Genomic DNA, 26,157 nt, shown 5'->3' on the forward strand with positions numbered 1-26,157 from the left:
GAGGATGATGACGGCGCAGATGCACCCGTGATGGTGATGTCGAAGCCTTTGAACCTTAAGGAATTGCTGGCGATCCTTGATGAACTCACTGAGGTCTGCGTGCAGTAAAGGTTGGAGCGGCTGAAAACAAAAAAGCCCGGCATTGCCGGGCTTTGTCGTATCGGTACAAGGATGCGGCCAATCAGGCTTCCCAGCCCAATTGCATAGCGATCTTCACGGCCTGCGTGCGGTTCGCTGCGCCAAGCTTCTTGAAGATACCCGTCAGGTGAACTTTGACGGTGATTTCACGAACGGTCAGCTGCTTGGCGATTTCCTTGTTGGAAAGACCCTTGGTCAGAAGACCCAGTACCTCGCGCTCACGGTTGGTGAGCTGGCGAAGGGGGTTATCAGGTGCCAAACCATCCAGATCAATTTCGCCTGGGCGGATTTGCGATCCGTCATCTTCAAGAAGGGCAGACGGAATGTATTTTTCACCAGACAGGATCAGGCGAAGCGCATTGATCAGCGACTTGCCCGAGAGGGTCTTGGGCAGATAGCCCGACGCACCATGTTCCAAAGCATTCAAAACGTCGCTGCGCTTGACCGATCCTGACAGGATCACAACCGGTATTTCCGGATGCTTCTGACGCATAACCGTCAGACCAGAAAGTCCGTTCATGCCAGGCATGTTCAGATCAAGGATGGTCAATTCTACCGGGGTTTCACCGTCTACGACGGCAAGTGCCTCTGCGAAGTCTTTCGCCTGTGCGACTTCAACTTCCGGCGCTGCGAGTTTGAGGAAGGAAGTGATCCCGTCTCTGACGAGGTCGTGGTCGTCTGCTAGCAGGATGTTCATTTTTATGCCGTACCCGTTCTTGTCCGAAGCTCTAACATCTGGTGATTGGCCTCGGAAACGCGCCCCGCAATCAAGACACGGTTTCGCGTGATATTAGTTTGTCAATCCAAGCGTCCCCCCGGACGCGAGCGCAGCATTCAACAAAACCGGGGCCCTGTCAAACGGCAGGATAGTTTCTGATAGCTGCAACTATTCCATCGCATAGGTATGTCCATGCAAGAGTAAGACTTTTCTCGCATGTTGCATAGTATATAAGAGCTCTCAGGAGGTTCCGCGAGGGGCAACCTACACGGCAATCGAGATACGTTGCTGCGCGTCGTTTTGTCCTGACGCGGTTTTGGTCACGGATTCTTTGTTGGGATCGAAGGCGCCAGCATCATCATTGCTGGTCGCACGCAGCATGCTCGCTTGACGGAATGCCGCCATGTCGGCACCTGATGGCGCGTTGGGTGCAAGTGCCGCATTTTGAAGCGTTGCAAGGGCACGATCACGATCCGCTGCACTGCCTGACATCGAAACACTGACATCAACATGCCCCCCAATCGCGTAAGCGTTCCCATCCGGGCCGATCTGATAGGTGTATTGCGGGGCAGAGCCATACGGGCCAGCGGCCGCCGCATGGGCTTCTTCTTCCTGACGTACGGCAAAATCCCGGGCGCGAAGCTGATTGACAACAGCCTGTTCAGCCGGATCCAAGTTGTTGCCCGCTGACGCAGAGCCTGCTGCATTCCCGCTATCTTCGTTGTTCTCACGTGCTTCACGGTATTCTGCGCGGCTGATGCCACCGGCAACTGCTTGTGCTTCGGTCAGGGTACGTGGATCAACAATCCGGGTTCGGGCTGCGTCCGAGCCTTGACCCGCAACGGAATAGGGTGAAACGGAAGGGCCGTTTGATGTTTGGCGTTGAACTTCGACTGCTTCATACTCAGCCAAAACGCGCCCGTCAGCAGTTTGCGCGATTTCCCGAACATTCAGGATAACGCCCAAGCCACCGCTATTTGGGTTAGCTATGGTTTGACCAGCAGAGATCATCTCTTTGTCTGTTTTCCCAGTTCACAGAACACGCCTTACAGGTATTTAAGATAGCAGAATATGAGTTGCGAGTCTCGCGTTGCCTTTTTGCGCGAAATCGTTGCGGCTCGTGGCTTGCGCATTGCAATCCATGCTGGTATCAGAAATGCCAAATTCCGGCGTCACATTGATGAACGCCCATTGCATTTCAATCAGGAATTCAGACGCCTATGCCCGACTTTGTTATCCCTGCCAATGAGAAGGTGCTGGTCACCGGTGCTGCCGGTTTTATTGGATCGCATCTTTGCCTCAAACTACTGGAACAGGGATCGACCGTAATCGGGCTTGATAACGTCAATGACTATTATGACGTCAATCTGAAAGAAGCACGTCTTGTGCGCCTCGAAGGCAAGCCTGGATACAAGTTTGTTAAGATGGACCTGGAAGATCGCGATGGTATTGCCGATCTCTTCGCGACAGAAAAGCCGACCTATGTGGTTAATCTGGCGGCCCAGGCTGGCGTGCGTTATTCAATTGAAAACCCGCATGCCTATGTTGACGCCAATCTTGTCGGGTTCATGAATATCCTTGAAGGGTGCCGCCACAATGGCGTGAAGCATCTGGTGTATGCATCGAGCAGCTCGGTCTATGGCATGAACACCGAAATGCCGTTCTCAGTGCACCACAATGTCGATCACCCGATCAGCCTTTACGCCGCGTCGAAAAAAGCCAACGAACTGATGGCACATACCTATAGCCATCTTTATCGCTTGCCGACGACGGGCCTTCGCTTCTTCACAGTTTATGGTCCCTGGGGCCGCCCGGACATGGCGCTATTCCTGTTCACCAAGGCGATCCTTGAAGGCAAACCGATCAATGTCTTCAATCAGGGCAAAATGCGCCGCGATTTCACCTATATCGACGATATTGTCGAAGGCGTGTATCGTTGCATTTCAACGGTTGCAGAACCAAATCCTGACTGGAATTCGGCAAAACCTGATCCTGCCACCAGTTCCGCGCCATATCGCGTGTTTAATATCGGCAATAACAGCCCGGTTGAGCTGATGTATATGATCGAGACGATCGAGAAGGCGCTTGGCAAGACCGCAGAAAAGAACATGTTGCCAATGCAGGATGGTGACGTCCCGGCGACTTATGCGGATGTCGAAGCCCTGACCGATGCTGTCGGGTTCAAACCTGCAACTTCTATCGAAACCGGGATCGGCAACTTCGTTGAATGGTACCGATCCTTTTACGGATAAGCTGATTTGAAATTTGCCGCGATATTCGTGCTGTTCGCCAATGCGTTCTCGGCAGGCATGATGTTTCTGGCCAGCGTGTTTATCTCGCGCTATGGCGGCAAGGATCTGTTTGGCTTCTTCTCGGTCATACTTGGGTTGATTATCTCAGCCGCACCTATCGTGACGTTTGGCATGGAAACGGCAATTGTCCGTTTCTTGCCCAAATATCGCGAAGAAGGCCAAAAGCAGCTTGTCAGCGGTATGCAGCGCTTTGTTCTGCTGTTCGCTGCGATCTTGTCAGTTATTGGTGGGGGCGTGCTTGCGACCGTTCTGATCAGTCTTAGAAACTACAGCTTCGAAATCGGTTTTGCCGCAGGTATCTGCTTACCACTCTCAGTCATTTTGACCGTTTTACAGGCAGCAATTCGTGCGGATGCAAATGTGTCACGCGCGGTCGTCGGTGAAGCTGTTGTCAGGCCGCTCGTCTTTGCGGTTTGCCTGCTGAGCCTGTATTTCGTGATCTATGGTGAGCTGTCGCTGCTAAGCATTGTCGGAGCCTATGCTGTGTCGTTGGCTGCTGCGATGTTCGCAACGCTGGTGCTTGTGTTTCAGGGGCGCCACATCAACTGGTTGGGCGCCTTTCATCCAAGAATGTCGGACGTCAGGCTTTGGCTGCAGCTGGGGCTGAATGTTCTATTTTCACAGCTATCAATTGCGCTGCTCAACCAGTCACCCGTTATCTTGGCTGGTGTGCTGCTATCGGCGTTTGATGCAGGTGAATTGGGCGCTGTCATCCGCTTGTCGATGCTTGTCGCGTTCGCACTCACTGCCGTGAACTCCGTGGTGTCACCGTTCCTGTCCAAGGCCATGTCGAAAGAGGACAAGTGGGAGCTGCAATCGCTTGTGACCCGCGCGACCGGATTTTCACTGCTTGTGGCTGTTCCGGTCTGCGGTGGTTTTTTCATCTTCGCGCCGGAGCTTCTGTCGCTGTTCGGTGATGATTACGCTGCTGCTGTACCTTACCTGCGTCTGATGCTTCTGGCATATGCTGCCCAGGCTGCGTGCGGGCCGAGCGTTGCATTGCTCAATATGACCGGTATTCATCGCGCGATGACCAAAATCGTCACTGCGTGGACGATTATCACCATTGCTGGCCTTGTGATTGGAATGAGCCAGATTGGAATGATGGGGGGCATTGTTGTCGCCGCGATATCTGTTGCAGGTTATCCAGTGATCTTGGCTGTGCTGTGCCACAAAACACTTGGCGTTGACCCAACAGTTTTCTCATTGCGTTTCTTGCTTCAAAGGCACTGATCGGTGTTGCCGTCTTACGCTAACAGACGGCACAAGCATCGCTAAGGCCTAGCACCATGAGTGCCAGTCTAAGTTTACATCAATTTTCTTTGGGAAAATGGTGCTGCTGGGGAGATTTGAACTCCCGGCCTCTCCCTTACCAAGGGAGTGCTCTACCCCTGAGCTACAGCAGCCCGATAATCAGGCCGACCTATGGGCAAATGGTGCTGCTGGGGAGATTTGAACTCCCGGCCTCTCCCTTACCAAGGGAGTGCTCTACCCCTGAGCTACAGCAGCGTATGCCCTTTGCGGTGCGGGCGGGTTATAGGCCACGTATCAGTAATTGGTCAAGCCTGAATTATGCGAAGTTTTTCGATTGTTCGCACTTAGGGGCTTTTCGCCCTGTTTTCGTCAAGATCGGCTGTAATTTTTCGCCTGCTGTTTTATAACAGGCCCAAGGAATGAACCCGTATTTGCACCAACAAAGCCCAATCGACCATGACAGCCAAAAAATCTGATATCCGACCGGCCGTGAATGAAGAGCGTCTTCAACGTGAAGCCGAAGCTTTGCGCGCCAATCTGGCCAAGCGCAAACAGCAACAAAGATCGCGTAAAAGCACGACTTACAATTCTGCCCAGGACTCCAAGTCCGAGGAACAGCCGGACGTAAGGGAGGCTTAGTTCGAAGTATGCCTTGCAGACGACTTCGCACTAACCCTTAGAAAGTCGGCATATGCGTATCGTTTGGTTGATCTGATGGGCGTCGCACGGGTAAAACCGAAGAGGCCAAAAACGTGAAGTCGTTTTCGTAACAACAGGGGTGGCACAATGTCGGTAAGACCGGATCACTGGATACGCCAGATGGCGCAGGAAAAAGGCATGATTGAGCCGTTTGTCGACGGTTTCAAGCGTGATGGCGTGATTTCCTATGGTGTCAGCTCTTATGGCTATGACGCCCGTGTTGCCGACGAGTTCAAGATTTTTACCAATGTCAACTCGGCCATCGTCGATCCCAAGGAATTTTCCGATGACGGGTTCGTTAACCGCCAAACCGATGTTTGCGTGATCCCGCCTAACAGTTTTGCCCTGGCGCGCACTGTGGAATATTTCCGCATTCCGCGCGACACGCTGGTGATCTGTCTTGGGAAATCGACCTATGCCCGTTGTGGCATCATCGTCAATGTCACCCCGCTTGAGCCAGAGTGGGAAGGGCATGTGACGCTGGAATTTTCAAACACGACACCGCTTCCAGCACGTATTTATGCCAATGAAGGGGCCTGCCAGTTCATTTTCCTGAAAGCCGAAAGCGAGTGCGATACCTCCTATGCGGATCGCGCAGGGAAATATATGGGCCAAAAAGGTGTCACATTGCCGCGCCTGTGATAAAGGCTTGGCAACAATATCTGGCATGGATGTGCCAAGACACGCGTTTGCTGTGCCACTGCGCGCAGCACAAAGAGGATTGAATGGACAAGATCAAGATTTCCGGTGGTCGCCGGTTGCAGGGCAAAATTGCAATTGGCGGTGCCAAAAACGCGGCACTGCCGCTGATGGCAGCAGCCCTGCTGACAGATGAAACGCTGACCCTTTCGAACCTGCCGCATTTGGCAGATATCACATCGATGGCCAATCTTCTGGCTCAGCACGGTGCGGCGTTGCATCTGAACGGGCATGCACCCAATGGTGGCCACACCGGCCGCGTTCTGGAAATGACCGCCAAGGAAATCACATCCACCACGGCACCTTATGATCTGGTCCGCAAGATGCGTGCATCGGTTTTGGTGCTGGGTCCGATTGTCGCGCGTTGTGGCATCGCCCGTGTGTCGCTGCCTGGTGGTTGCGCGATTGGTAACCGTCCGGTTGACCTGCATCTCAAGGCGCTGGAAGCCATGGGGGCGGAAATCCATCTGGCAGAAGGCTATATCGAAGCCCGTGCACCAGAAGGCCTTAAAGGCGGACACATCCTGTTCCCGCAGGTCTCGGTCGGTGCAACGGAGAATGCCCTGATGGCGGCATCGCTTGCCGATGGTGTTGTCACGATCGCCAATGCCGCCCGTGAACCAGAAGTTTCCGATCTTGCGCATTGCCTTGTTGCGATGGGGGCCGAGATCGAAGGGATCGGGACCGATACGCTTAAAGTTACCGGCAAGCCACGCCTGCATGGTGCGGAATATTCGGTTGTCCCGGATCGTATTGAAACCGGCACCTATGCGATTGCTGCCGCCATCACCGGTGGTGAGATCGAGCTGACGGGTACGCGCATGGAGCTGATCGACAGCCTGGTTGATGCGATGCGCGAAGCCGGTGTTGAAGTCGAAGAAACCGAAGATGGTCTGATGGTGCGTGGTAACCGCGCGACGCTTAAGGGCGTTGATGTGATGACCGAACCTTATCCGGGTTTCCCGACCGATATGCAGGCGCAGTTCATGGCCCTGATGTCGGTGGCCAATGGCGCATCCATGATCACGGAAACCATTTTTGAAAACCGCTTCATGCATGTCCCAGAGCTCAGCCGTATGGGCGCTGATGTCAACGTGCATGGCCGTTCGGCGATTGTGCGTGGCAGTGCGAAGCTTTCGGGGGCCGAAGTGATGGCAACCGATCTTCGTGCATCGGTATCCATGGTGCTTGCAGGCTTGGCAGCCGAGGGTGAGACGGTTATTAACCGTGTCTATCATCTTGATCGCGGCTATGAGCGACTTGAAGAGAAACTTGCGGCCTGCGGGGCGCAGATTGAACGTGTCCGGGTTCCGGCCTGATTGGCAAAACCTGATTGTTTGGCGGTCCGGACAACAGACAACGCGTAAGGCGACTGATTTATGAGTGACGAAAAGCTGGTGCTTGCCCTGCCAAAGGGGCGCATTCTTGACGAGGTGATGCCACTGGTACGATCCGCCGGGATCGAACCGGAAGCGGCATTTGACGATCCGAAATCCCGTGCTCTTCGGTTCTCCACCAACCATCCGCATATCGATATTATTCGCGTGCGCAGCTTTGACGTTGCAACTTTCGTTGCCTTTGGCGCGGCCCATATCGGGGTGTGCGGCAATGATGTCCTGATGGAATTTGACTATCCGGATATCTATGCACCGCTCGATCTTAATATTGGTCATTGCCGCATCGCAGTTGCCGAGCCTGAAGAAATGATTGATGGCGACGATCCGTCGCGTTGGTCGCATGTGCGCGTTGCCACCAAATACCCGAACATCACCCGCACCCATTTCGCCAAGCGCGGCGTTCAGGCCGAATGCATCAAACTGAATGGCGCGATGGAACTGGCACCGACCCTTGGTTTATGCCGTCGCATTGTTGATCTGGTTTCCACGGGCAATACGCTTAAGGCCAATGGCCTGCGCGAGATTGAACATGTCGCTGACGTCACGTCGCGCCTGATCGTCAATCGTGCAGCGCTTAAAACCCGCCCGACCGATATTCAGCCTTGGATCGACCGTTTCTCCGAGGTGCTCAATGCCGCTTAAGCTTTCCAACACTGACGCAGGCTTTGAAGAAGAGTTCGTCAAGCTTCTGGGCATGAAACGCGAATCGGATGCCGATGTTGATGCAGCTGTTGCCGATATTATCGCCGATGTCCGTGCACGCGGCGACGAAGCCGTTTGCGAATACACCAACCGCTTTGATCGTCTGAACATCGATGCCAAGGGCATGGTTGTGACCAAGGAAGAGGTTGACGCCGCGATCAAGGAGATTGACGCAGACCTTCTGAAATCTCTTGAACTGGCAGCCGAACGCATTGGGTCCTATCACGCCAAGCAAATGCCGGCTGATGAACGCTACACTGACGCGACCGGTGTCGAGCTTGGTTGGCGCTGGCGTCCGGTGACGGCGGCGGGCCTCTATGTGCCCGGTGGTCTGGCGTCTTATCCGTCATCGGTTCTGATGAATGCGATCCCGGCCAAGGTTGCCGGTGTTGAGCGTCTTGTCATGGTGGTTCCGACCCCGGACAATAAAATGAACCCGCTGGTTCTGGCCGCGGCCCGCATCGCAGGTGTCGACGAAATTTATCGTATTGGCGGTGCGCAGGCGGTAGCAGCCCTTGCCTATGGCACGGAAACCATCAAACCGGTCGATAAGATCGTTGGTCCTGGCAATGCATTCGTTGCCGCAGCTAAACGCCGCGTGTTTGGTCAGGTTGGCATTGATATGATTGCTGGCCCGTCGGAAATCCTCGTGGTTGCCGATGGCAGCAACGATCCAAGCTGGGTGGCAGCAGACCTTTTGTCGCAGGCCGAACATGACCCGGTCGCGCAGTCGATCCTGATTACCGATGATGCCGATTTTGCCGATCGTGTGCAGGATGCCATTGATAAGCATCTGGAAACGTTGCGGCGTGCGGAAATCGCAGGGGCAAGCTGGCGCGACTTTGGTGCAATTGTTTTGGTCGAAAATCTGTCGCAGGCTCCGGCCCTTGTGGATCGGATCGCACCGGAACATCTTGAGCTGGCGGTCGATGACCCGGATGCATTGGCAGAAGAAATTCATCATGCCGGTGCGATTTTCCTTGGTCGTTACACCCCAGAAGCCATTGGTGACTATGTCGCCGGGCCGAACCACGTCCTGCCGACCGCGCGTTCTGCAAGGTTCTCGTCTGGTCTGGGGGTTTTGGACTTCATCAAGCGTTCATCGCTGATCAAGTGCACACCCGAAAGCCTGGCCAAGATCGGACCCGCCGCAATCGCACTTGCCGAAAGCGAAGGTTTGCAGGCACATGGACTTTCGGTAGCGATCCGGTCAAACCAGATGTAAGCTGTTGCAGTGCAGCGAGTAAGGGGACCGCAGGGAGAGAGCCATGGCACCAAATCAATGTATTGCCGGTATCTATCTGGACGAAAAGTACACGATACGTCGTCGTCCTGAGGTCGAACACGAACAGGCGGTCGCGATCTATGACCTGCTTGAAGAAAACCATTTTGAACCTGCTGGCGGGTTCGAAGGCCCTTATTCTGTGCATATGCGCATCGAAGACAACCGCATCTACATGGATGTGCGCGGTGATGATGACAGCGAAAACCTGACAACCATTCCGGTTCCGCTGTCGCCGTTTCGTCGGATCGTCAAAGACTATTTCATGATCTGCGAAAGCTATTACGACGCGATCAAGAAGGCGAGTGCCGCCCAGATTGAAACCATCGATATGGCACGGCGTGGTCTTCATAACGAAGGGTCAGAACAGCTTCGCGAACTTCTGACCGACAAGGTGACGATTGACGAAAATACCGCGCGTCGCCTGTTTACGCTGATTTGTGTCCTTCACATTCGGGGTTAAGGCACGGTGGCAGAAGAACTTCCCGGCTCGGTTCTTTTTGCCTGCAGCTACAATGCCGTTCGCTCCGTGATGGCGGCTGCATTGATGCGCCATTATCATGGAACGCGCATCTATGTTGAAAGTTGCGGTGTGCGCGCAGGCGACGAGGATGGTTTTGCCATCGCCGTGATGGATGAAATCGGGCTCGATATTTCGACTTATACCTCCAAGACATTCGATCAGCTTGAAGATGGCTTCTTTGATTTGATCATCACCATGTCACCAGAAGCCCAGCACCGTGCGGTTGAAATGACCCGCACGATGGCCTGTGATGTCGAATTCTGGAATACCTTTGACGCGACCATGATCGAAGGATCACGCGAAGCCAGGTTGGAAGCCTACCGTCAGGTGCGCGATCAGATCAAAAATCGCATCCTTGAACGCTTCCCGTTGGGGCCAGCACCCAAAGTTTAGGCCGCAATGGCCTTAGGACTGGGCAAGGCTTTCAAACGCGGCACCATCGAGTACGAAAATCTTCTCATCCTCGGCGTGGCGCATGCCAAGCTTTTCATAGAACCGCTGCCCGATCACATTTTCTGCATCAACCGAAAGCCGGATATAGGCTTTGCCGGTGTCAAATGCGCGTTTGGCAACGGCTGCAACCATCTGGCGGGCAAACCCGCCGCCGCGATGGGTTGGCGCGACATAAAGGTCCTGAATATATAGCCCGGACTTGCCGCGAAATGTTGAATAGCTTGGGAAGTAAAGGCACACGGCTACAGGCGTTTCACCGTCCATGGCGATCAAGGCTTCAAACGCAGGCTTTGCGCCAAACCCGTCACGGGCTAAATCATTGGGGCTGCTTTTGAACTTGTCTTCGCATCCGGTTGCCTTGGCAATACCAAGCAACATGGCGTGGATGGCCGGTGCGTCATTGATTTCAGCCAGACGGATGTGGGGCAGGCGGGTGGCAGACATTTAAGGCCTTCCTGATCGGCAATTGTTGCGCGTTTTGCCAAACAATAGGCATCCAATACACCAAGCGACAAGGTTTTCGGTGCCAAATAGCGTGTCTTTTCATCCGAATGACTGGATTTACGCTGTGAAATGGGGCTGCCATGCCGTTGATGCAGTGCTGGGACGCCGTGAGCCCCGCGTGAAAGGACTTGACCTTTTGCCCGGTTCAGAGCAGTTTGCGCCCCACCGGTATTTTGATATTGCAATACGAAAGCTACGAGACACATGGCTAAAGAAGACGTTATCGAGTTTCAGGGCACTGTCGTTGAACTTCTGCCCAATGCGATGTTTCGCGTGAAGCTGGACAATGACCACGAAATCCTTGCTCACACCTCGGGCAAAATGCGCAAGAACCGTATTCGCGTTCTCGCTGGTGACCGTGTCAGCGTCGAAATGACCCCTTATGACCTGACCAAAGGTCGTATCACCTTCCGTTTCAAGTAATCTGAAACCACCAAAAAGCGGCAAATTGACCTTGTCTGGCGTGCGGTTTACTTTTGCGCCCAAGGACTGATTTGCTGTTTTAAGGGCAGATGCCAATAGTGCACCTTGTCCCATGGTTTGAGAACCGATATCCGGGAGCCGCGTCTTGTCGAAACTGATACTGGCATCTGCATCGCCGCGCCGTCTCGAGCTGCTTGCGCAGATCGGCATTGTGCCAGATCAGGTTGCCCCGGCTGATATCGACGAAACGCCAATGCGCGATGAAAGTCCACGCCGACTTGCATTGCGTCTTGCCGAAGAAAAAGCCCGTGCCGTTGCCAAAAGCAATGGCGGGGCTTTTGTGCTTGCTGCGGACACGGTTGTGGCCTGCGGCAACCGGGCAATAGGCAAAGCCGAAGACGTGGCCGAGGCCCGCAAATTCCTGACCCTGCTGTCTGGTCGTCGCCATCGCGTATATGGCGGCATGTGCCTGATTGCGCCTGACGGGACCGAACGGTCGCGCGTGATCGAAACGCAGGTCAAGTTCAGAACCCTCGGGACCGAGGACCTGAACCGCTATCTGTCACATGACGAATGGCAGGGCAAGGCTGGCGCATATGCAATTCAGGGCCATGCGGCGACCTTTGTGAAGGCGATTTCCGGTTCTTATTCCAACGTGGTTGGCTTGTCGCTGTGCGAAGTGGATGGCCTGCTACGTGGTCTTGGCTACCAACCCAAAGAGGTCTGAAAATGTTAGCTGGCGGAACCCATAAACACCGCCTGCTGATTGACGCCGTTGCGCTTGAACGCAGGGTCGCACTTCTTGAAAATCCCGATCAGGATACTGAGCGCCTAAGCCGGGTCTGGATTGACCGTGGTGGTCCGGCGCGCTTTGATGTGCATCTTGGGCGTATCACCGAGGTCCTGCGGGAACTCTCTGCTGCGATGGTTGCCCTTGATGGCATATCTGATGGCATGCTGCCGCTTGATCGTGCATCCGGCCCGCTCCATGAAGGGCAGTGGGTTCTGGTGCAAATTTCCCGTCTTGGGTTCGAAGACAAAGGTGTGAAGCTAACCGGGCGGATCGCTATTGAAGGGGCGGGCATGATCCTGCGCCCCGGTGGTCGGGTGATCGAACTTCCGCGCAAGCTTAAAGATGATGCCAAACGCGCCGAACTGGCAGCGCTTTTGAAATCCATTCAGGCAGATGATGACGGCTTGATGCTGCGAAGCATCGCCCTTGAATGGGATGCACCCGCGATTGAGGGCGAATACAAACTTCTGAAATCCCAATGGCAAAAGGCACAAGCTGCTTTTGCCAACCCGACCAAACCATTGTTGGTGTGTAAGGCGCAATCCGATCTTGATCAGATGATCGAACGCCACCTGATGGCAGGCGGGGAGTGTATTGTGGATGGCACGGATGAATTCGTGCGTCTTCGCGGCGAGCTAAAGGCGCGTGGATGTTCTGATACCAACTTGATGCGCCACACGGGCACACGGCTTCTATTTGATGATCAGGATGTCGAGGCAGCCTTGTCTGATGTGCTGAACCCGCGCGTTAATCTGGTGGGTGGTGGCTGGATCGCCATTGATCAGGCAACAGCACTTTGCGCGATTGATGTGAATGCTGGTGGATCAGATGCCGGGCGCGAGGCAGAGGCACGTGCGATTGATTTGAACCTGCGGGCAGCGGCCGAGATCATCCATCAGATTCGCTTGCGTAATATTGGTGGTCTGGTCGTGATCGACCCGCTTCGCATGAAATCAAAAGCCGGGCGGGACAAGATTGATGAGGCCATCAAGCAGGCCTTTGGCGCGGAACTTGATGGTGCGGTTCAGATCGGTGGCTTTACGCGGCTGGGTCTTTATGAATTCAGCCGTCAGCGCGCTGGCAAATCGCTTGCCGCCCAAATCGTCTCAAAGCCAGATAATGTCCGTTTGAACGCACAGTCGGCCCTGAATACGATTGTAAGGGCGGCAATTGCCGAGGCCCGCAATGGCATGGCAGGGGCGTTGAGGCTGGCAGTTGCACCACGCATGGCCAAAATGCTTGCGGATCACGCTGATGCCATCCAGATACTGGGCAAAGAATTCGGGGTCGCACCGGAAATTGTCGCTGATCCCACCCTTGATGAAGATGCCTACCGGTTGGAGAAGAAATAGAATGACCGAAAAAAAGACAACGAAAACAGTCAGCTCCGACTGCGTGGTTTGCGGCAAACCGGCCGAGGAAAAATACAAGCCGTTCTGCTCCAAGCGCTGTGCTGATCTTGACCTTGGAAAATGGTTGAATGAGAGCTACGCAATTCCCGCAAGTGAGCCGCCAGAGTATCTCGAAGACCTTGAAGATGAAGAAGAATTTTAGTCCGAACATGTTTGTCAAAAAAAATGCGATTTGAGGCTAGACAAGCCCCAAAGGAGTTTGTATAACCCCGCTCGTTCCGCAGGGAACACTCCGGAGACGGAGACGAAAGTCGGATTTGCCCAGGTAGCTCAGTTGGTAGAGCAGTGGACTGAAAATCCGCGTGTCGGTGGTTCGAGTCCGCCCCTGGGCACCACTTTCGGTAGCCAAAAAAGACCCAGCCTTGTGGCTGGGTTTTTTTGTTTCTGGCCCCTGATATCCAAAAGGTCAGTTCGGGATTGGCAGATCAAAGCTGACTTGCTCGCCATTAATATCAGCACCCGTTCCCTTGATATTGCCAAGCTCGGTCAGGCGGAAGTTGCCCGCAGCATAGCTGTCATCCGGGCAGACAATTTCCCACCAGCCATTGGCTGGCAGCATGCCGTCGTTACGGACAAATTTTCCAAGACAGGTCTGTGCCCCGTAAACATCAATCTGACCGCCAAACACGTTGGATCGAAGCCAGGTGTCATAGCGCGAAAACGGACCAATCCGTGACCAGTTCAAATTGATTTTGACGATCTCGTTATGGGTATAGTCCATGCGCGGTGGTGTTTGCCGCGCTTTCCAGCCGTCATAGGTGATATTGGGCCTGTTCGCGCAGCCACTGATCAACAAAGTGGCGCTCAGGCTGATGGCGGTGATCAGGGGGAACAGACGCATCTTCATCCTCAAATCCGGCATTGGTTCCATGACTTTAACGCCCGACGGGTAATGCGCAAGTTGTCCGTTCGAGGGAAGGGGCTTTTTGATCATGCGTCGGTAAATCGCGTAGCACAGCGTGATCATCGCCAAATGCGTGATTGTCCGTGATCAGCAATTTTATCGCTCCAAACCGGGGTAAATGAACGCTGGTTGAACAATTCGTTTTCAAATGAAAACAGGTGCCTGAGCAAAGCGGACATTGCCCGTTTAAAGCTTGATTTCAATGACGTTTCAGCCTTTTGTTGCGGAAATTTTACATTCCGCTACCCTTTCCGGCAGTGCTGTTTGACAGCATATTCGGATCAGGTTTTCAGGTAATTGGTTGGTATCCGCACCACAAAAACAAGACGCCTAGGGGACATAGATGGCCGAGAAACAGATCGAGATCGAACTTAAACTTCGCATCGATCCCAAGCATGTTGCGCGTTTAAAAAACGCGCCGGTCCTGCGTGAAGTCAAGGAAGGTCGTCGTTTGATGACGACCCATCTTGTATCCATCTATCACGACACCCCGAAGCTTTCCCTCGCCTCAAAGGGCCTTGCCATTCGCGTGCGTAAGAAGGGCACCAAGGGCTGGGAGCAAACCGTCAAAACGTCCAATGGCCTGCGCGAAGCATTGCCATCGCGCCATGAATGGACCGTTGAGCTTGAAGACGGTGCGCTGAACCTTGATCTCTTTACCGACAAGGACGTCAAAAAACTTCTGAACAAATTCGCCAAGAAAAAGAAGATCGACCGCATCTTTGAAAGCGATCTGAAACGAAGTGCAGTTGATCTGACCTATCGCGATGCGGTCATGGAGCTTGCCATTGATCAGGGCGTTGTGCGATCCGGCGAGAAGGAAGTTCCGATTTCTGAAGTCGAGTTCGAACTTAAAAAGGGTCATCCCGCAGCTCTGTTTGATCTGGCGCTTGAACTGCAACGCACTGTGCCACTGCTTTTGAGCATGAGGACAAAAGCATCGCGCGGGCGTGATCTTTATCTTGGCAAGGGTCCGGGGGCCTATCGCGCTGCCCCGGTTGAACTGACATCTGATATGTCGGCGGAAACTGCGTTTCGTTCAGTCCTTGCCCAGGGTCTTCGTATGATTCTGAGTAACGAAGTCTGCGTGCGACAAGACCTTGATGTTGAAGGCTGCCATCAGATGCGGGTTGGCATGCGCCGTCTTCGTGTGGCGCTGAACCTGTTTAAAAAGAACCTTCCGGCGGGCGAAGCCGTCTTGCTGCGCCGCTTGTTAAAGACGTGCAGCAAGGGGCTTGATGGCCTGCGTGACTGGGATGTGTTTCTTGGTGAAACCCTTCCCATGATCGAGGAACGCTTCCCTGATCATTCGGGTGTTGCTGAATTGCGCAAGGCGGCACAGATGCAGCGTGCGAAGGCACTAACGGCTGCGCGCACGATGCTGGATCAGCCGGAATATGGTCAGCTTCTGATCATCCTTGGTGCTTGGGCGACCTATTCGCGTTGGGCATCCGGGGCCAGTGCGACCCAGATGAAGGCGATGGCAGCCCCGGTGACCGAAATGGCCGAACCACTGTTGGAGCGAGCCTATAAACGCGTTCTCAAACGCGGTGATGATGTCGGAGGGCTGAGTGTTCCGCAGCTTCATGCGCTGCGTCTTGATATCAAGCAGATGCGTTATGGTACGGAATTCTTTGGCGCGGTTTATCCGGCCAAAAAAGTCAAAAAGTTCCGCTCCAAGCTGACAACGATGCAGGAAATCCTTGGCCAGCTTCAAGATGCCGCCGTGGCCGAAGCGCGCTTGTTGGCACTGTCGCCGTCGCTTACCAAAGACGGCATGATCGCGGTTGGTCTGGTGTCGGGCTGGTTTGGTGCGCGCGCGGACCATAAGCTTGAAGGCTTGACCGAGGCGGCCAAGCAATTCGCAGAACAGAAAACCTTCTGGAAGTAAGTCTTGGTGAATACAGGCTGTGCTTAGGCCACTGCCTGTTTCATATCCTGATAGGCGCTCAGTGCGCGCTCACGGCCTTCTTTAAGGCCGATGAGTGGTTCTGGATACGTCTTGCCCAACGTCACCCCAGCAGCCTTCAGGATCAGTGGGGAGGCCTCCCACGGTTTGTGGATATATCGTTCGGGCATGTCGCGAAGTTCTGGCACCCACTGGCGGACATATTCGCCCTTGGGATCAAACTTTTCGCCCTGAAGGACCGGGTTGAATATCCGGAAATAAGGCGCGGCATCGGCACCGCATCCGCCAATCCATTGCCATGAAAACGCATTATTGGCCGGGCAGGCATCGACAAGCGTGTCATCAAACCATGCCAGACCATCACGCCAATGGATCAAAAGATGTTTGACCAGGATCGATCCAACAATCATCCGCACCCGGTTATGCATATAGCCCGTGTGCCAAAGCTCGCGCATGCCGGCATCGACAATCGGATAGCCGGTTTTGCCCTTCTGCCAGCGTGTCAGGGCTTCTGGCGCGTCTGACCATGGGAAATGCCTGAACTGGCCCTGAAGCGGTACAGACCGCAAATCAGTCGCATGAAACAGGATGTGATGGGCGAATTCGCGCCAGCCCAGTTCAGAGATGAATTTGGACGCGGTCTTGCCCTTGCCCGGATTGGCATCGGCAAAATGGTTTGCCGTGTGCCAGATCTGATAAGGACTGATTTCACCAAATCTTAGATGCGGGGAAAGTTCCGAGGTCACCCGATGATCGGGCCGATCACGCATATCGGCATAATCGACAAGCCGCTCGTCGATAAAATCAAACAGCTGATCCTTCGCACCCTGTTCGCCCGGTGTGAAACGCTCGGAAAAGCCACCGGCCCAGTCAAACGGTTTGGGGCCAAGATCAAAGGCCGCGAGATCGACTTCATTCTCAATCCCACCTTCAAACAGTGTGATGCCTTCAGGTGCCTTCATCGGCTCGCGCGGGGGCGGGAATTTCTTGCAGGCGCGCCAGAACGGGCTATAGACTTTGAAGTCTGTACCGCCACCGGTTTTGACTTCCCACGGCTCAAACAGAAGGTTGGCCTTAAAACTCTCGCACGTCAGGCCGTGGTCCTGAAGCGTTGCCTTGATTTCGGTATCGCGCGCGGTCGATGGTTTGTCATAAAGCCGGTTCCAGAACACGGACTTGATTGGCTTGGCATCGGCAATGTTTTCAAGGATCGGGCCAGCATCGCCCGTAAACAGACGAAGGCCACCTTGTGCATTGCCAAGTTTTGAAAGGCTTGTATCAAGCGCGCTCAGGCTTTTCTCAAGCCACCATTTGGTGGCGCCACCCAGCTGCGCCGAAATTACAGGATCAAGGATAAAGACCGGAAGGACGACGCCGTCGTTTTGATCGGCCCATTTGATTGCCGCGAGAAGGGCCGGGTTATCGGACAGCCGAAGATCATTTCGAAACCACATGAGTGCAATCGGGCGTTCAGTCATCGGGTTTCCTGACCTTGTTTGGGCACGTTTCTGGAAGATTTGGTCGCCGGAGGGGAGAGAGCGTCTCGACTGTGACAGCATATAGAGGGGATGTCGTGGCGCTCTCTCTGGCTCGGGGTACATTAACCGTTACGCTTGAGAAATCTCGATCAGTTCACCGAAACTTTGAGAAAGATCACTTTTTTTCCACGCGGCAAAACCAAGAACCAGTCCTTGCGGATATGAAACGCGATTTTCTTCCGACTTATCATGGTAATAGGATGAAAGGGCCCGGCAATCGAGTTGGGCTTCGACCATTTTTTCCTGAACAAAAATATCGTCATGCCCGGCAATCAGGCGCGCGCAGATATGTAATCCTCCATCCGACGGCATGACTTCCAAAAGATCCGATGCAGATTGATTGATCAGATCCAGTAAATGTGCGCGCCTTTCGCCATAGCGCATGCGCATCTTGCGCACGTGGCTGCCAAAGTGTCCCTCGGCAAAAAACGCGCCCAATGCGGCCTGTGTGGTCGGTGCTGGTACGCCATCGGCAAAGCCGCGAATGCCGCGAAATGTCGAAATCAATGCCGGGGGCAGAACAAGATAGCCAAGCCGGATACCGGGAAACATCACGCGCGAAAACGTGCCGACATAAATCACCCGATTATTGGTATCCAACCCCTGAAGCGATGATAGGGGCGGGCCATCATAGCGATAATCACTGTCGTAATCGTCTTCGACAATCCAGGCGTCATGATCCTCCGCCCAGTTCAAAAGGGCGAGACGGCGTGCGAGCGACAGGGTGGTACCCAGCGGATAGTTGCGCGATGGGGTGGCGACAATGATGCGCGCCGGTGTCGGTGTTTCAGATAATCCATCAACACGAAGCCCGTCCTGATCGACCGCAATCGGATGCACGACCGCACCGCTGGATGCCAACACACCACGGATGCCTTCATATCCCGGATCCTCGGTCGCAATGACATCGCCCGGATCAACAAGTGCACGCGCGACCAGGTCCAACGCCTGCTGCGCGCCAGACACGATCATGACCTGATCTGCATGACAATTGACCCCGCGCGACTGACGCAGCCATTTGGCAATTTCATCGCGCAAAAGCGGAAGGCCAAGCGGATCATCAGGAATGGTCAGATCAATATCGGGTGCCCGCCAGGATCGACGCAACAACCGCGCCCACAAATCAAATGGAAATCCATCAAGGTCCGGGGTTGCAGGGCTAAACGGGCGGGCGACGCGAAAACGCGGGAAACGCCGCTGATAGGCCAGCATGCGTTTGGCACTTTGACTAAGCCTTGGTGCGCGTTCCTTGGATGTTTGGCTCGTTTCGGATTTGTCCTTGCGCCCGGCTTCCATTTCCCGGTCGGGCAGGGACCGGGCGACGAAGCTTCCGGCACCAATCCGGGTTTCCAGATATCCCTCGGACGTCAGAAGATCAAAACTGGTCACGACCGTATTGCGCGAAATGCCAAGCGATTTGGCCAGATCACGACTGGCCGGAAGCCGTTCACCGGGATGAAGCCGCCCATCAAGAATGGCGGTGCGGATACCATGATAAAGACGGCGATAGGCGGTCGATGCTTCGCCCTTATCACTACCATTGGTCTGGCTTGGATAAATCCAACTGTAATCACTGCGCGGCATGGCGGGGTATGTCTGTTTAAATTGGCTCTATCAATTTTATTACAATGGACCTTTTTAAAAGTCCAATTCTGGCGATGATGAGCCTCCCCGAACGCCACCAGCAAGATATTAAGAACGAGGCCAAGCCATGTCAGAAGTGATTGATCCGCCCAACACGTCATCTAGTGAATATGAAGTTCATCCACACACCAAGGTCGTGCGTGGCCCCAAACGCGCATCCTATGACCGCGAATTGGTCCATGGCATCATTGACGATGCGCTGATTTGCCATGTTGGTACGGTGGTTAATGGCCGCCCCGCCATGATCCCGACCGCCCATTGGCGGGTTAACGAGCGGATCTATATCCACGGTGCATCAAAAAACCGGATATTGGCATCCATCGCCGAAGGTGCCGAGGCCTGCCTGTGCATTACCCATCTGGATGGCTTGGTCATGGCACGCTCCGCATTCCATCATTCCGCCAACTATCGTTCGGTCGTGATTTACGGCAAGGGCGAGATTGTCGATGACGAAGAAGGCAAGATGGAACATTCGCGCCTGTTTGTTGAAAAGCTTGAACCGGGCCGCTGGGGACAAATCCGCGTGCCAAACAAACAGGAACTCAAAGCCACCATGTTCCTTGGCTTTGATCTTGCTGAGGTTTCAGCCAAAGTCAGAACCGGCGATCCGGTTGATGATGACGAGGATTATGATCTTGATGTCTGGGCCGGGGTCATCCCGTGTGTGACCCAATGGCAGACCCCGATTGACGACACCAAGATCAAGCCGGGCTTTGAAGGCAAAGGCATTTTGTCGCGCTAGTCGTGCTAAACGCAAAACAGGCTGGCAGATAACTGCCAGCCTGTTTTTGATTTCGGCGTTTGGTCAGGTGTTAACCCGCCATTGCGAGCGCGATCTTTGCGCCAAGGCGCGCATTGTTACGCACAAGTGCAATATTGGCTTCAAGGCTTTTGCCTTCGGTCAGTTTGGTCACCCGGGCCAGAAGGAATGGGGTGACATCACGGCCGAGGATGTTTTGTTGCTTTGCCTCTGCCAATGCGTCGTCAATCGCACCTTCGATGGCTTCGCGCGCAAGGGCCTTGTCTGCTTCTGGCGGGTTGCCGATTACGACACCACCATCAAGACCAAATTCCCATTTGGACTTCAGAAACGCTGCCATGTCTTCCGGGCTATCAAGGCGAAGCGGGGCTTTGTGACCGCTTTCAACCGAATAGAATGCCGGGAATTCGTCGGTGCCATAGGCAATAACCGGAACGCCAAGCGTTTCAAGATGCTCAAGCGTTTTGGGGATATCAAGGATGGCCTTGGCACCGGCACAAACAACAGCAACGCTGGTTTTGCCAAGCTCGGTCAGATCGGCTGAAACATCGAAATTGCCGGCAAGATCGCGGTGAACACCACCAATGCCACCCGTTGCAAAGACCCGGATACCAGCTTTTTCAGCCAGGATCATGGTTGCTGAAACCGTGGTCGCGCCATCGCGCTTTTTGGCGATGCAATAGGGGATATCGCGACGCGACAGTTTCAGGATGTCCGAACCCTTGGCGAAATATTCCAGTTCTTCGGGTGACAGGCCGATTTTGCAACGACCGCCAATTACGGCGATGGTGGCAGGAACAGCACCGTTATCGCGCACATCCTGCTCAACAGCCTGCGCTGTCTCAAGGTTCTGCGGATAAGGCATGCCATGGGAAATGATGGTTGATTCAAGGGCCACAACAGGCTTGCCAGCGGCAAGGGCTTCGGCGACCTCGGGGGCGATATCAATATAGTCCGACATTCCGATATGCTCATATCTGGTTTAAAGTTTTAAAGGCCAGAATTAAACAGATCGCCCCGGTAAATCCAGCCCAAAGACCCCATGATTATCAAGCTTTGGGAATAGCTGCCTTGCGCATCGGGGCATCATCGTTGCGATCCCATCACCGCACTTGTGCCAGCGACTTCATTGTAAGTGGCTGATTTGCTGGGTATCTTGTGAATGTCACCCATCGATGAAAGTGCATCCCACATGCAAGCCAAGCCCACCCTGACGCGCGGACTTCTGGCCTTTATGGCGGTCGGAAGCGGCCTGTCTGTCGCAAGCCTTTATTATGTCCAGCCGCTTTTGGAACTGCTTGCGCGCGAATATGGGCTAAGTGAAACCAGTGCCGGGCTTTTGGTGACGGTTGCACAGCTTGGCTATCTGACCGGCTTGATTGCGGTCGTCCCGCTTGGTGATCATCACGAACGGCGCAAGCTTCTGACAATCACCTCGGCCTTGACGGCATTGGGCCTGCTTGCCATGGGGTTGGCGCCATCATTTCTGATGCTTGTCGCCTTTAGCATCACGGTGGGGATTACCTGTGTGACCGCACAGATACTAGTGCCCTTGGCGGCCCACCTTGCAAGTGATGACAAACGCGGCTCAGCCGTTGGTGCGGTGATGAGCGGCCTGTTGCTGGGCATTCTTCTGGCCCGGACTTTTTCGGGCATCATGGCGGAACTTGCCGGTTGGCGATCTGTCTTTATCGTCGCATCGGTGTTAATGGCGTTTTATTCGATTGCCTGTTACCGAATCATTCCGCATATCCCGCCGACATCCCATACAAGCTATCGCGCACTTTATGCATCGATCCTGCATCTGTTTCGCGATGAGGCTGTTCTGCGCCGCCGAAGCCTGATTGGTGGGTTGCAATATGCCGTGTTTGGCATTTTCTGGACGTCGATGGCCTTCATGCTGGTGCGCCAATATGACATGTCCGAAGCCATGATTGGCCTTTATGGCCTGATCGGTGCGATCGGCATTCTGGCCGCGCGGATTGCCGGAAAGCTTGCTGATAAAGGCTGGGCACGGCTTAGTACCGGCGGGTTTTTGATGACAACGGTTTCAAGCTGGGTGTTGCTGTATTGGGGGCAATGGTCGCTGGTGGCGTTTGCGGTGGGTGTCGTGTTGCTTGATCTGGGTATCCAGGGCGCGCACATCTCTAACCAAAGCGAAGTCTATCGCCTGAACCCCGAAGCACGCAGCCGCCTGACAACGGGCTATATGGCAAGTTACTTCCTTGGTGGTGCTTGCGGGTCGGCAAGCTCGGCTGTGGCCTATGGCATGGGGGGATGGCCCGCTGTGGTAACACTTGGATCGGCGGTATCGATCCTGTGTGTCGTCATTTGGGGGATGACCGAATTGCGGTTCCCGGTAAGACAAATGAAGCGCGGCGCATAAGAAGCAGCCATTCCCAAATCCCCAATGCAAAACGGCCGCCCCATCGGGACGGCCGTTTGCGTAAGAACGATCTAAGCTGTGCTTAGTTCTTTTCTTTGTCGACGAGCTGGTTTGCAGCAATCCACGGCATCATAGCGCGCAGTTTGGTGCCAACTTCTTCGATCGGGTGTTCTGCGTTCAGACGGCGGGTTGCCTTGAACATCGGCTGGCCGCAATGCATTTCCTGAACGAAGTCACGAACGAATTTGCCTTCCTGAATGTCAGCAAGAACTTCTTTCATGCGGTCTTTAACAGACGGATCGATCACACGCGGGCCGGTGACATAGTCGCCGTATTCAGCAGTGTTGGAGATCGAGTAACGCATGTTGGCCATGCCGCCTTCATACATCAGGTCAACGATCAGCTTAACTTCGTGCAAGCACTCGAAATATGCCATTTCCGGAGCATAACCAGCTTCGGTCAGGGTCTCGAAGCCGTATTTGATCAGCTGGGTCAGGCCGCCACAAAGAACTGCCTGCTCGCCGAACAGGTCGGTTTCGCACTCTTCACGGAAGGTGGTTTCGATAACGCCCGAACGGCCGCCACCGATTGCCGATGCATAAGACAGTGCAACTTCAAGCGCATTGCCAGAAGCGTTCTGTTCGATCGCAACGAGGCACGGAACACCGCCGCCACGCTTGTATTCGGAACGAACCGTGTGGCCCGGGCCCTTCGGTGCGATCATCATGACGTCAAGGTCAGCGCGCGGCTCGATCAGGCCGAAGTGAACGTTCAGGCCGTGTGCGAACAGAAGGGCTGCACCCTGTTTCAGGTTGTCGCGCAGTTCGTTTGCATAGATCGCTGCCTGGTGTTCGTCCGGGGTCAGGATCATGACAACGTCTGCCCAAGCAGCAGCTTCTGCCGGGGTCATCGTTTTCAGGCCAGCGTTTTCAGCTTTCTTGCGCGAAGCGGAGCCTTCACGAAGGCCGACAACAACGTCTTTAACGCCGGAGTCATGGAGGTTCAGCGCATGGGCATGGCCCTGCGAACCGTAACCGATGATGGCAACTTTTTTGGTTTTGATCAGATTAACATCTGCATCGCGGTCGTAATAAACACGCATCTTTCGATACCTCTGGACGTTGGACCACGCTGATTTTTATGCGTGGTGGATGGTAATAATTAATTCGGGGACAGACCCCAATGCCTTGCCCGATGCGGATCACCAGGCAGGGCAAACTCACATCGTTAGTGTGCCGCGCGAAATCGCAGCCACACCGGTACGCGAAATTTCCGAAAGCCCAAGCGGCTCCATCAATTTGATGAAGGCATCAATCTTTTCAGGGCTGCCGATGATTTCATAAACGAAGGAATTGTTGGTCGCATCGACTGCGCGCGCCTTGAAGATGTCGGCAATGCGCAGGGATTCAACACGCTTTTCACCCGTTGCGATCACTTTGACCAAGGCAAGTTCACGCTCGACACTCGGACCAGCCAGGGTCAAATCGCTGACCTTGTGAACCGGGACCAGGCGCGACAGCTGTGCTTTGATCTGTTCAATCACCATCGGCGTGCCCGAGGTGACAACAGTGATACGGGACTGGTGGGCGTTGGCATCGACTTCGGCAACGGTCAGGCTTTCAATGTTGTAGCCACGGCCGGAAAACAGGCCAATAACACGGGCCAGAACGCCAGATTCGTTGTCCACCAGAACGGATATGGTGTGTTTCGAAATTTCGGTTTCTTTCACGGTTTCGCTCCGCTAGGGCTCGGTCGGGGGCATCTGCGTGCCGCCCGAGCCGGCCTTTTCATTATGGTTTTGATGATATCTTATCGCACAGTTTGGTGTGCAGATCAGACCAGAACCATCCCTTCGTCGGAATCGATGGCTTCATTGCCGTCGGTATCCTGCCCAAGCAGCATTTCGTTATGCGGCTTGCCCGACGGAATCATCGGATAGCAGTTTTCCTTGTCATCAACGGCGACATCAAGAATTACCGGACCATCAATTTCCAGCATCTTCTTGATGGCATCATCAAGATCAGCCGGTTTGTCGCAGGTCATGCCGGTAAAGCCGAAGGCCTCGGACAATTTGACGAAGTCGGGCAGGGTTTCGCTATAGCTTTCGGAATAGCGCGAACCGTGCAGAAGCTGCTGCCACTGGCGGACCATGCCCATGTAACGGTTATTCAGGATCACGGTTTTGATCGGCAGACGATACTGCGTCATCGTCGCGCATTCCTGAATGTTCATCATGATCGACGCATCACCGGTAAAGCACACAACCGTCGCATCCGGATGGGCAACCTGAACGCCAAGAGCTGCTGGCATGCCATAGCCCATGGTGCCAAGACCACCGGACGTCATCCATTCATAAGGATGCTCGAACCCGAAATGCTGGGCGGCCCACATCTGGTGCTGACCAACGTCAGTGGTGATGTAGGTCTTGCGATCACGGGTCAGCGCATGAACACGACGAATAACGTGCTGCGGCTTGATAACGTCGGTCGGCTGTTTGTAGGACAGGCAGTGCTTGCCACGCCATCCTTCAATCTCTTTCCACCAGCTATCAAGGGCTGCGGCTTCGACTTTGTACTGCTTGGCTTTCCAGATCTTGATCATGTCTTCAAGAACATGACCAACATCGCCAACGATGCCGATATCTACCGGAACGTTTTTGTTGATCGAGCTCTGATCAATGTCGATCTGGATTTTCTGCGAGTTCGGCGCAAAGAAATCGAGGTTGCCGGTCACACGGTCATCGAAGCGCGCGCCGATTGCGACCATAACGTCGCAATCATGCATCGACATGTTCGATTCATAGGTGCCGTGCATCCCGACCATACCGAGATACTGTTTGTCCGATGCCGGGTATGCGCCAAGACCCATCAGGGTAAGCGTGATCGGAGCACCGGTCATACGGGTGAACTCGGTCAGAAGCTTGCAAGCCTGCGTGCCGGAGTTGATAACGCCGCCGCCGCAATACAGGATCGGCTTCTTGGCCGATGCCAGCATTTCCATGGCTTCTTCGATCTGGCTTCGTTCGCCCTTGACCACCGGGTTATAGGTGCGGTGCTGAACCTGTGCCGGTTCCAGATACGGAGCCTTGCCAACCAGAATGTCCTTGGGAAGGTCGATAACAACCGGACCCGGACGGCCGCTGGATGCGACATGGAAAGCTTCGTGCATCGTGCGTGCAAGCTTGTCCGGATTTTTCACCAGATAGTTATGCTTGGTGCACGGGCGGGTAATGCCTGTGGTGTCGGCTTCCTGGAACGCATCATTCCCGATCAAGTGAGTCGGAACCTGACCCGTCAGGCAGACAACTGGAATAGAATCCATCAACGCGTCGGTAAGGCCCGTAACAGCGTTTGTCGCACCCGGTCCCGAGGTCACCAGCACAACGCCGACCTTACCGGTCGAGCGGGCGTAACCTTCAGCAGCGTGGACAGCAGCCTGTTCATGGCGCACTAGAACGTGACGAATCCGGTTTTGTTTAAATATCTCGTCATATAGCGGTAGGACAGCGCCGCCGGGATAGCCGAACACGACTTCCACACCCTGATCAGCAAGGGCCTGCAACACTACTTCCGAACCGCTTAAAATACGTTCTGCCATGATTTTCGAGCCTCTTTACTTAGCGACAACAACGTGTCGCGTGATAACCGCGTGATTGAAACATGATCCAATTATCCTCGAATTGGAGTTGAAAAATCCGCCTAAACGGC

General features: G+C 54.3%; 26 protein-coding genes and 3 tRNA genes. 17 read left to right on the forward strand and 12 right to left on the reverse strand.

The features are described from left to right. Positions 1 to 181 precede the first annotated feature (181 nt). The gene (locus ACMZ66_RS22135; RefSeq protein ID WP_416940724.1) at positions 182 to 835 is read right to left on the reverse strand and encodes a response regulator; all 654 of its coding nucleotides are present in this window, start codon (positions 833 to 835) and stop codon (positions 182 to 184) included. A 285-nt stretch (positions 836 to 1,120) separates the two neighbouring features. Further along, on the reverse strand, positions 1,121 to 1,867 hold the full coding sequence (locus ACMZ66_RS22140; RefSeq protein ID WP_416940726.1) for a putative metalloprotease CJM1_0395 family protein: 747 nt from the start codon (positions 1,865 to 1,867) through the stop codon (positions 1,121 to 1,123). Positions 1,868 to 2,076: 209 nt separating this feature from the next. Here ACMZ66_RS22140 and ACMZ66_RS22145 point away from each other — a divergent pair, with 209 nt between their 5' ends. Further along, the gene (locus tag ACMZ66_RS22145; RefSeq protein WP_416940728.1) at positions 2,077 to 3,108 is read left to right on the forward strand and encodes an NAD-dependent epimerase; all 1,032 of its coding nucleotides are present in this window, start codon (positions 2,077 to 2,079) and stop codon (positions 3,106 to 3,108) included. Positions 3,109 to 3,114: 6 nt separating this feature from the next. Continuing rightward, on the forward strand, positions 3,115 to 4,401 hold the full coding sequence (locus ACMZ66_RS22150) for an oligosaccharide flippase family protein (RefSeq protein WP_416940730.1): 1,287 nt from the start codon (positions 3,115 to 3,117) through the stop codon (positions 4,399 to 4,401). Positions 4,402 to 4,499: 98 nt separating this feature from the next. On the opposite strand, the gene ACMZ66_RS22155 is transcribed toward ACMZ66_RS22150, so the two are convergent. Then, a tRNA-Thr gene (locus ACMZ66_RS22155) sits at positions 4,500 to 4,574 on the reverse strand. Between the two features lie 28 nt (positions 4,575 to 4,602). Beyond that, a tRNA-Thr gene (locus ACMZ66_RS22160) sits at positions 4,603 to 4,677 on the reverse strand. 201 nt (positions 4,678 to 4,878) lie between these two features. Between ACMZ66_RS22160 and ACMZ66_RS22165 the strand changes: the two genes are divergently transcribed. From ACMZ66_RS22165 to ACMZ66_RS22195, 7 genes are all read left to right on the forward strand, one after another. Continuing rightward, entirely contained in the window at positions 4,879 to 5,061 is a 183-nt protein-coding gene (locus ACMZ66_RS22165; protein WP_416940732.1) for a hypothetical protein, read from the forward strand. Between the two features lie 147 nt (positions 5,062 to 5,208). Further along, positions 5,209 to 5,763: a dCTP deaminase gene (dcd, locus tag ACMZ66_RS22170; RefSeq protein WP_416940734.1), complete on the forward strand. Its 555-nt coding sequence runs from the start codon at positions 5,209 to 5,211 to the stop codon at positions 5,761 to 5,763. Positions 5,764 to 5,846: 83 nt separating this feature from the next. Further along, positions 5,847 to 7,139, forward strand: a complete 1,293-nt coding sequence (gene murA / locus ACMZ66_RS22175; protein WP_416940736.1) for a UDP-N-acetylglucosamine 1-carboxyvinyltransferase — start codon at positions 5,847 to 5,849, stop codon at positions 7,137 to 7,139. A 60-nt stretch (positions 7,140 to 7,199) separates the two neighbouring features. Next, positions 7,200 to 7,859, forward strand: a complete 660-nt coding sequence (gene hisG, locus ACMZ66_RS22180) for an ATP phosphoribosyltransferase (RefSeq protein ID WP_416940738.1) — start codon at positions 7,200 to 7,202, stop codon at positions 7,857 to 7,859. Further along, a complete protein-coding gene (gene hisD, locus ACMZ66_RS22185; protein WP_416940740.1) occupies positions 7,849 to 9,144 on the forward strand; it encodes a histidinol dehydrogenase in 1,296 nt (431 codons plus the stop codon). Before hisG ends, hisD begins: the two co-directional genes overlap by 11 nt. A 43-nt stretch (positions 9,145 to 9,187) precedes the next feature. Next, positions 9,188 to 9,664 (forward strand): UPF0262 family protein, encoded by a 477-nt coding sequence (locus tag ACMZ66_RS22190; protein ID WP_416940742.1) that lies wholly within the window; start codon positions 9,188 to 9,190, stop codon positions 9,662 to 9,664. 6 nt (positions 9,665 to 9,670) lie between these two features. After that, on the forward strand, positions 9,671 to 10,117 hold the full coding sequence (locus tag ACMZ66_RS22195) for a low molecular weight phosphatase family protein (RefSeq protein WP_416940744.1): 447 nt from the start codon (positions 9,671 to 9,673) through the stop codon (positions 10,115 to 10,117). A 12-nt stretch (positions 10,118 to 10,129) separates the two neighbouring features. On the opposite strand, the gene ACMZ66_RS22200 is transcribed toward ACMZ66_RS22195, so the two are convergent. After that, positions 10,130 to 10,621 (reverse strand): GNAT family N-acetyltransferase, encoded by a 492-nt coding sequence (locus tag ACMZ66_RS22200; RefSeq protein ID WP_416940746.1) that lies wholly within the window; start codon positions 10,619 to 10,621, stop codon positions 10,130 to 10,132. A gap of 264 nt (positions 10,622 to 10,885) precedes the next feature. Here ACMZ66_RS22200 and infA point away from each other — a divergent pair, with 264 nt between their 5' ends. From infA to ACMZ66_RS22225, 5 genes are all read left to right on the forward strand, one after another. After that, the gene (gene infA, locus ACMZ66_RS22205; protein WP_007092059.1) at positions 10,886 to 11,104 is read left to right on the forward strand and encodes a translation initiation factor IF-1; all 219 of its coding nucleotides are present in this window, start codon (positions 10,886 to 10,888) and stop codon (positions 11,102 to 11,104) included. 145 nt (positions 11,105 to 11,249) lie between these two features. Continuing rightward, positions 11,250 to 11,831, forward strand: coding sequence for a Maf family protein (locus tag ACMZ66_RS22210; protein ID WP_416940748.1), 582 nt, complete (start codon positions 11,250 to 11,252; stop codon positions 11,829 to 11,831). 2 nt (positions 11,832 to 11,833) lie between these two features. Continuing rightward, the gene (locus ACMZ66_RS22215) at positions 11,834 to 13,249 is read left to right on the forward strand and encodes a ribonuclease E/G (protein WP_416940750.1); all 1,416 of its coding nucleotides are present in this window, start codon (positions 11,834 to 11,836) and stop codon (positions 13,247 to 13,249) included. Between the two features lies 1 nt (position 13,250). Next, positions 13,251 to 13,451: a DNA gyrase inhibitor YacG gene (locus tag ACMZ66_RS22220; protein WP_416940752.1), complete on the forward strand. Its 201-nt coding sequence runs from the start codon at positions 13,251 to 13,253 to the stop codon at positions 13,449 to 13,451. 117 nt (positions 13,452 to 13,568) lie between these two features. Next, a tRNA-Phe gene (locus tag ACMZ66_RS22225) sits at positions 13,569 to 13,644 on the forward strand. A 71-nt stretch (positions 13,645 to 13,715) separates the two neighbouring features. Here ACMZ66_RS22225 and ACMZ66_RS22230 read toward each other — a convergent pair. Beyond that, positions 13,716 to 14,156 carry a hypothetical protein gene (locus ACMZ66_RS22230; RefSeq protein ID WP_416940754.1) on the reverse strand — a complete coding sequence of 147 codons (441 nt, stop codon included), beginning with the start codon at positions 14,154 to 14,156 and terminating at the stop codon, positions 13,716 to 13,718. A gap of 400 nt (positions 14,157 to 14,556) precedes the next feature. On the opposite strand from ACMZ66_RS22230, the gene ACMZ66_RS22235 reads away from it, so the two are divergent. Continuing rightward, positions 14,557 to 16,104 (forward strand): CHAD domain-containing protein, encoded by a 1,548-nt coding sequence (locus ACMZ66_RS22235; RefSeq protein ID WP_416940756.1) that lies wholly within the window; start codon positions 14,557 to 14,559, stop codon positions 16,102 to 16,104. A 23-nt stretch (positions 16,105 to 16,127) separates the two neighbouring features. Here the strand turns inward: ACMZ66_RS22235 and ACMZ66_RS22240 are convergent, their stop codons facing one another. Further along, positions 16,128 to 17,600 (reverse strand): cryptochrome/photolyase family protein, encoded by a 1,473-nt coding sequence (locus ACMZ66_RS22240; RefSeq protein WP_416940758.1) that lies wholly within the window; start codon positions 17,598 to 17,600, stop codon positions 16,128 to 16,130. Positions 17,601 to 17,729: 129 nt separating this feature from the next. Then, positions 17,730 to 19,244: a PLP-dependent aminotransferase family protein gene (locus tag ACMZ66_RS22245; RefSeq protein WP_416940760.1), complete on the reverse strand. Its 1,515-nt coding sequence runs from the start codon at positions 19,242 to 19,244 to the stop codon at positions 17,730 to 17,732. 127 nt (positions 19,245 to 19,371) lie between these two features. On the opposite strand from ACMZ66_RS22245, the gene ACMZ66_RS22250 reads away from it, so the two are divergent. Then, positions 19,372 to 20,046, forward strand: a complete 675-nt coding sequence (locus ACMZ66_RS22250) for a pyridoxamine 5'-phosphate oxidase family protein (RefSeq protein WP_416940762.1) — start codon at positions 19,372 to 19,374, stop codon at positions 20,044 to 20,046. Positions 20,047 to 20,116: 70 nt separating this feature from the next. Here the strand turns inward: ACMZ66_RS22250 and ACMZ66_RS22255 are convergent, their stop codons facing one another. Further along, the gene (locus ACMZ66_RS22255; RefSeq protein ID WP_416940764.1) at positions 20,117 to 21,025 is read right to left on the reverse strand and encodes a pseudouridine-5'-phosphate glycosidase; all 909 of its coding nucleotides are present in this window, start codon (positions 21,023 to 21,025) and stop codon (positions 20,117 to 20,119) included. A gap of 201 nt (positions 21,026 to 21,226) precedes the next feature. On the opposite strand from ACMZ66_RS22255, the gene ACMZ66_RS22260 reads away from it, so the two are divergent. Next, entirely contained in the window at positions 21,227 to 22,450 is a 1,224-nt protein-coding gene (locus ACMZ66_RS22260) for an MFS transporter (RefSeq protein ID WP_416940766.1), read from the forward strand. Between the two features lie 82 nt (positions 22,451 to 22,532). Here ACMZ66_RS22260 and ilvC read toward each other — a convergent pair whose 3' ends face one another. The 3 genes from ilvC to ACMZ66_RS22275 all read right to left on the reverse strand — a co-directional run bounded on the left by ilvC (position 22,533) and on the right by ACMZ66_RS22275 (position 26,047). Then, entirely contained in the window at positions 22,533 to 23,552 is a 1,020-nt protein-coding gene (gene ilvC / locus ACMZ66_RS22265) for a ketol-acid reductoisomerase (protein WP_416940767.1), read from the reverse strand. Between the two features lie 117 nt (positions 23,553 to 23,669). Then, the gene (ilvN, locus tag ACMZ66_RS22270; protein ID WP_416940769.1) at positions 23,670 to 24,179 is read right to left on the reverse strand and encodes an acetolactate synthase small subunit; all 510 of its coding nucleotides are present in this window, start codon (positions 24,177 to 24,179) and stop codon (positions 23,670 to 23,672) included. Between the two features lie 104 nt (positions 24,180 to 24,283). After that, a complete protein-coding gene (locus ACMZ66_RS22275) occupies positions 24,284 to 26,047 on the reverse strand; it encodes an acetolactate synthase 3 large subunit (RefSeq protein ID WP_416940771.1) in 1,764 nt (587 codons plus the stop codon). Positions 26,048 to 26,157 lie beyond the last annotated feature (110 nt).

The organism is Thalassospira sp. (genome assembly GCF_048059015.1).
In the GTDB taxonomy this organism is placed as follows: Bacteria; Pseudomonadota; Alphaproteobacteria; order Rhodospirillales; family Thalassospiraceae; genus Thalassospira.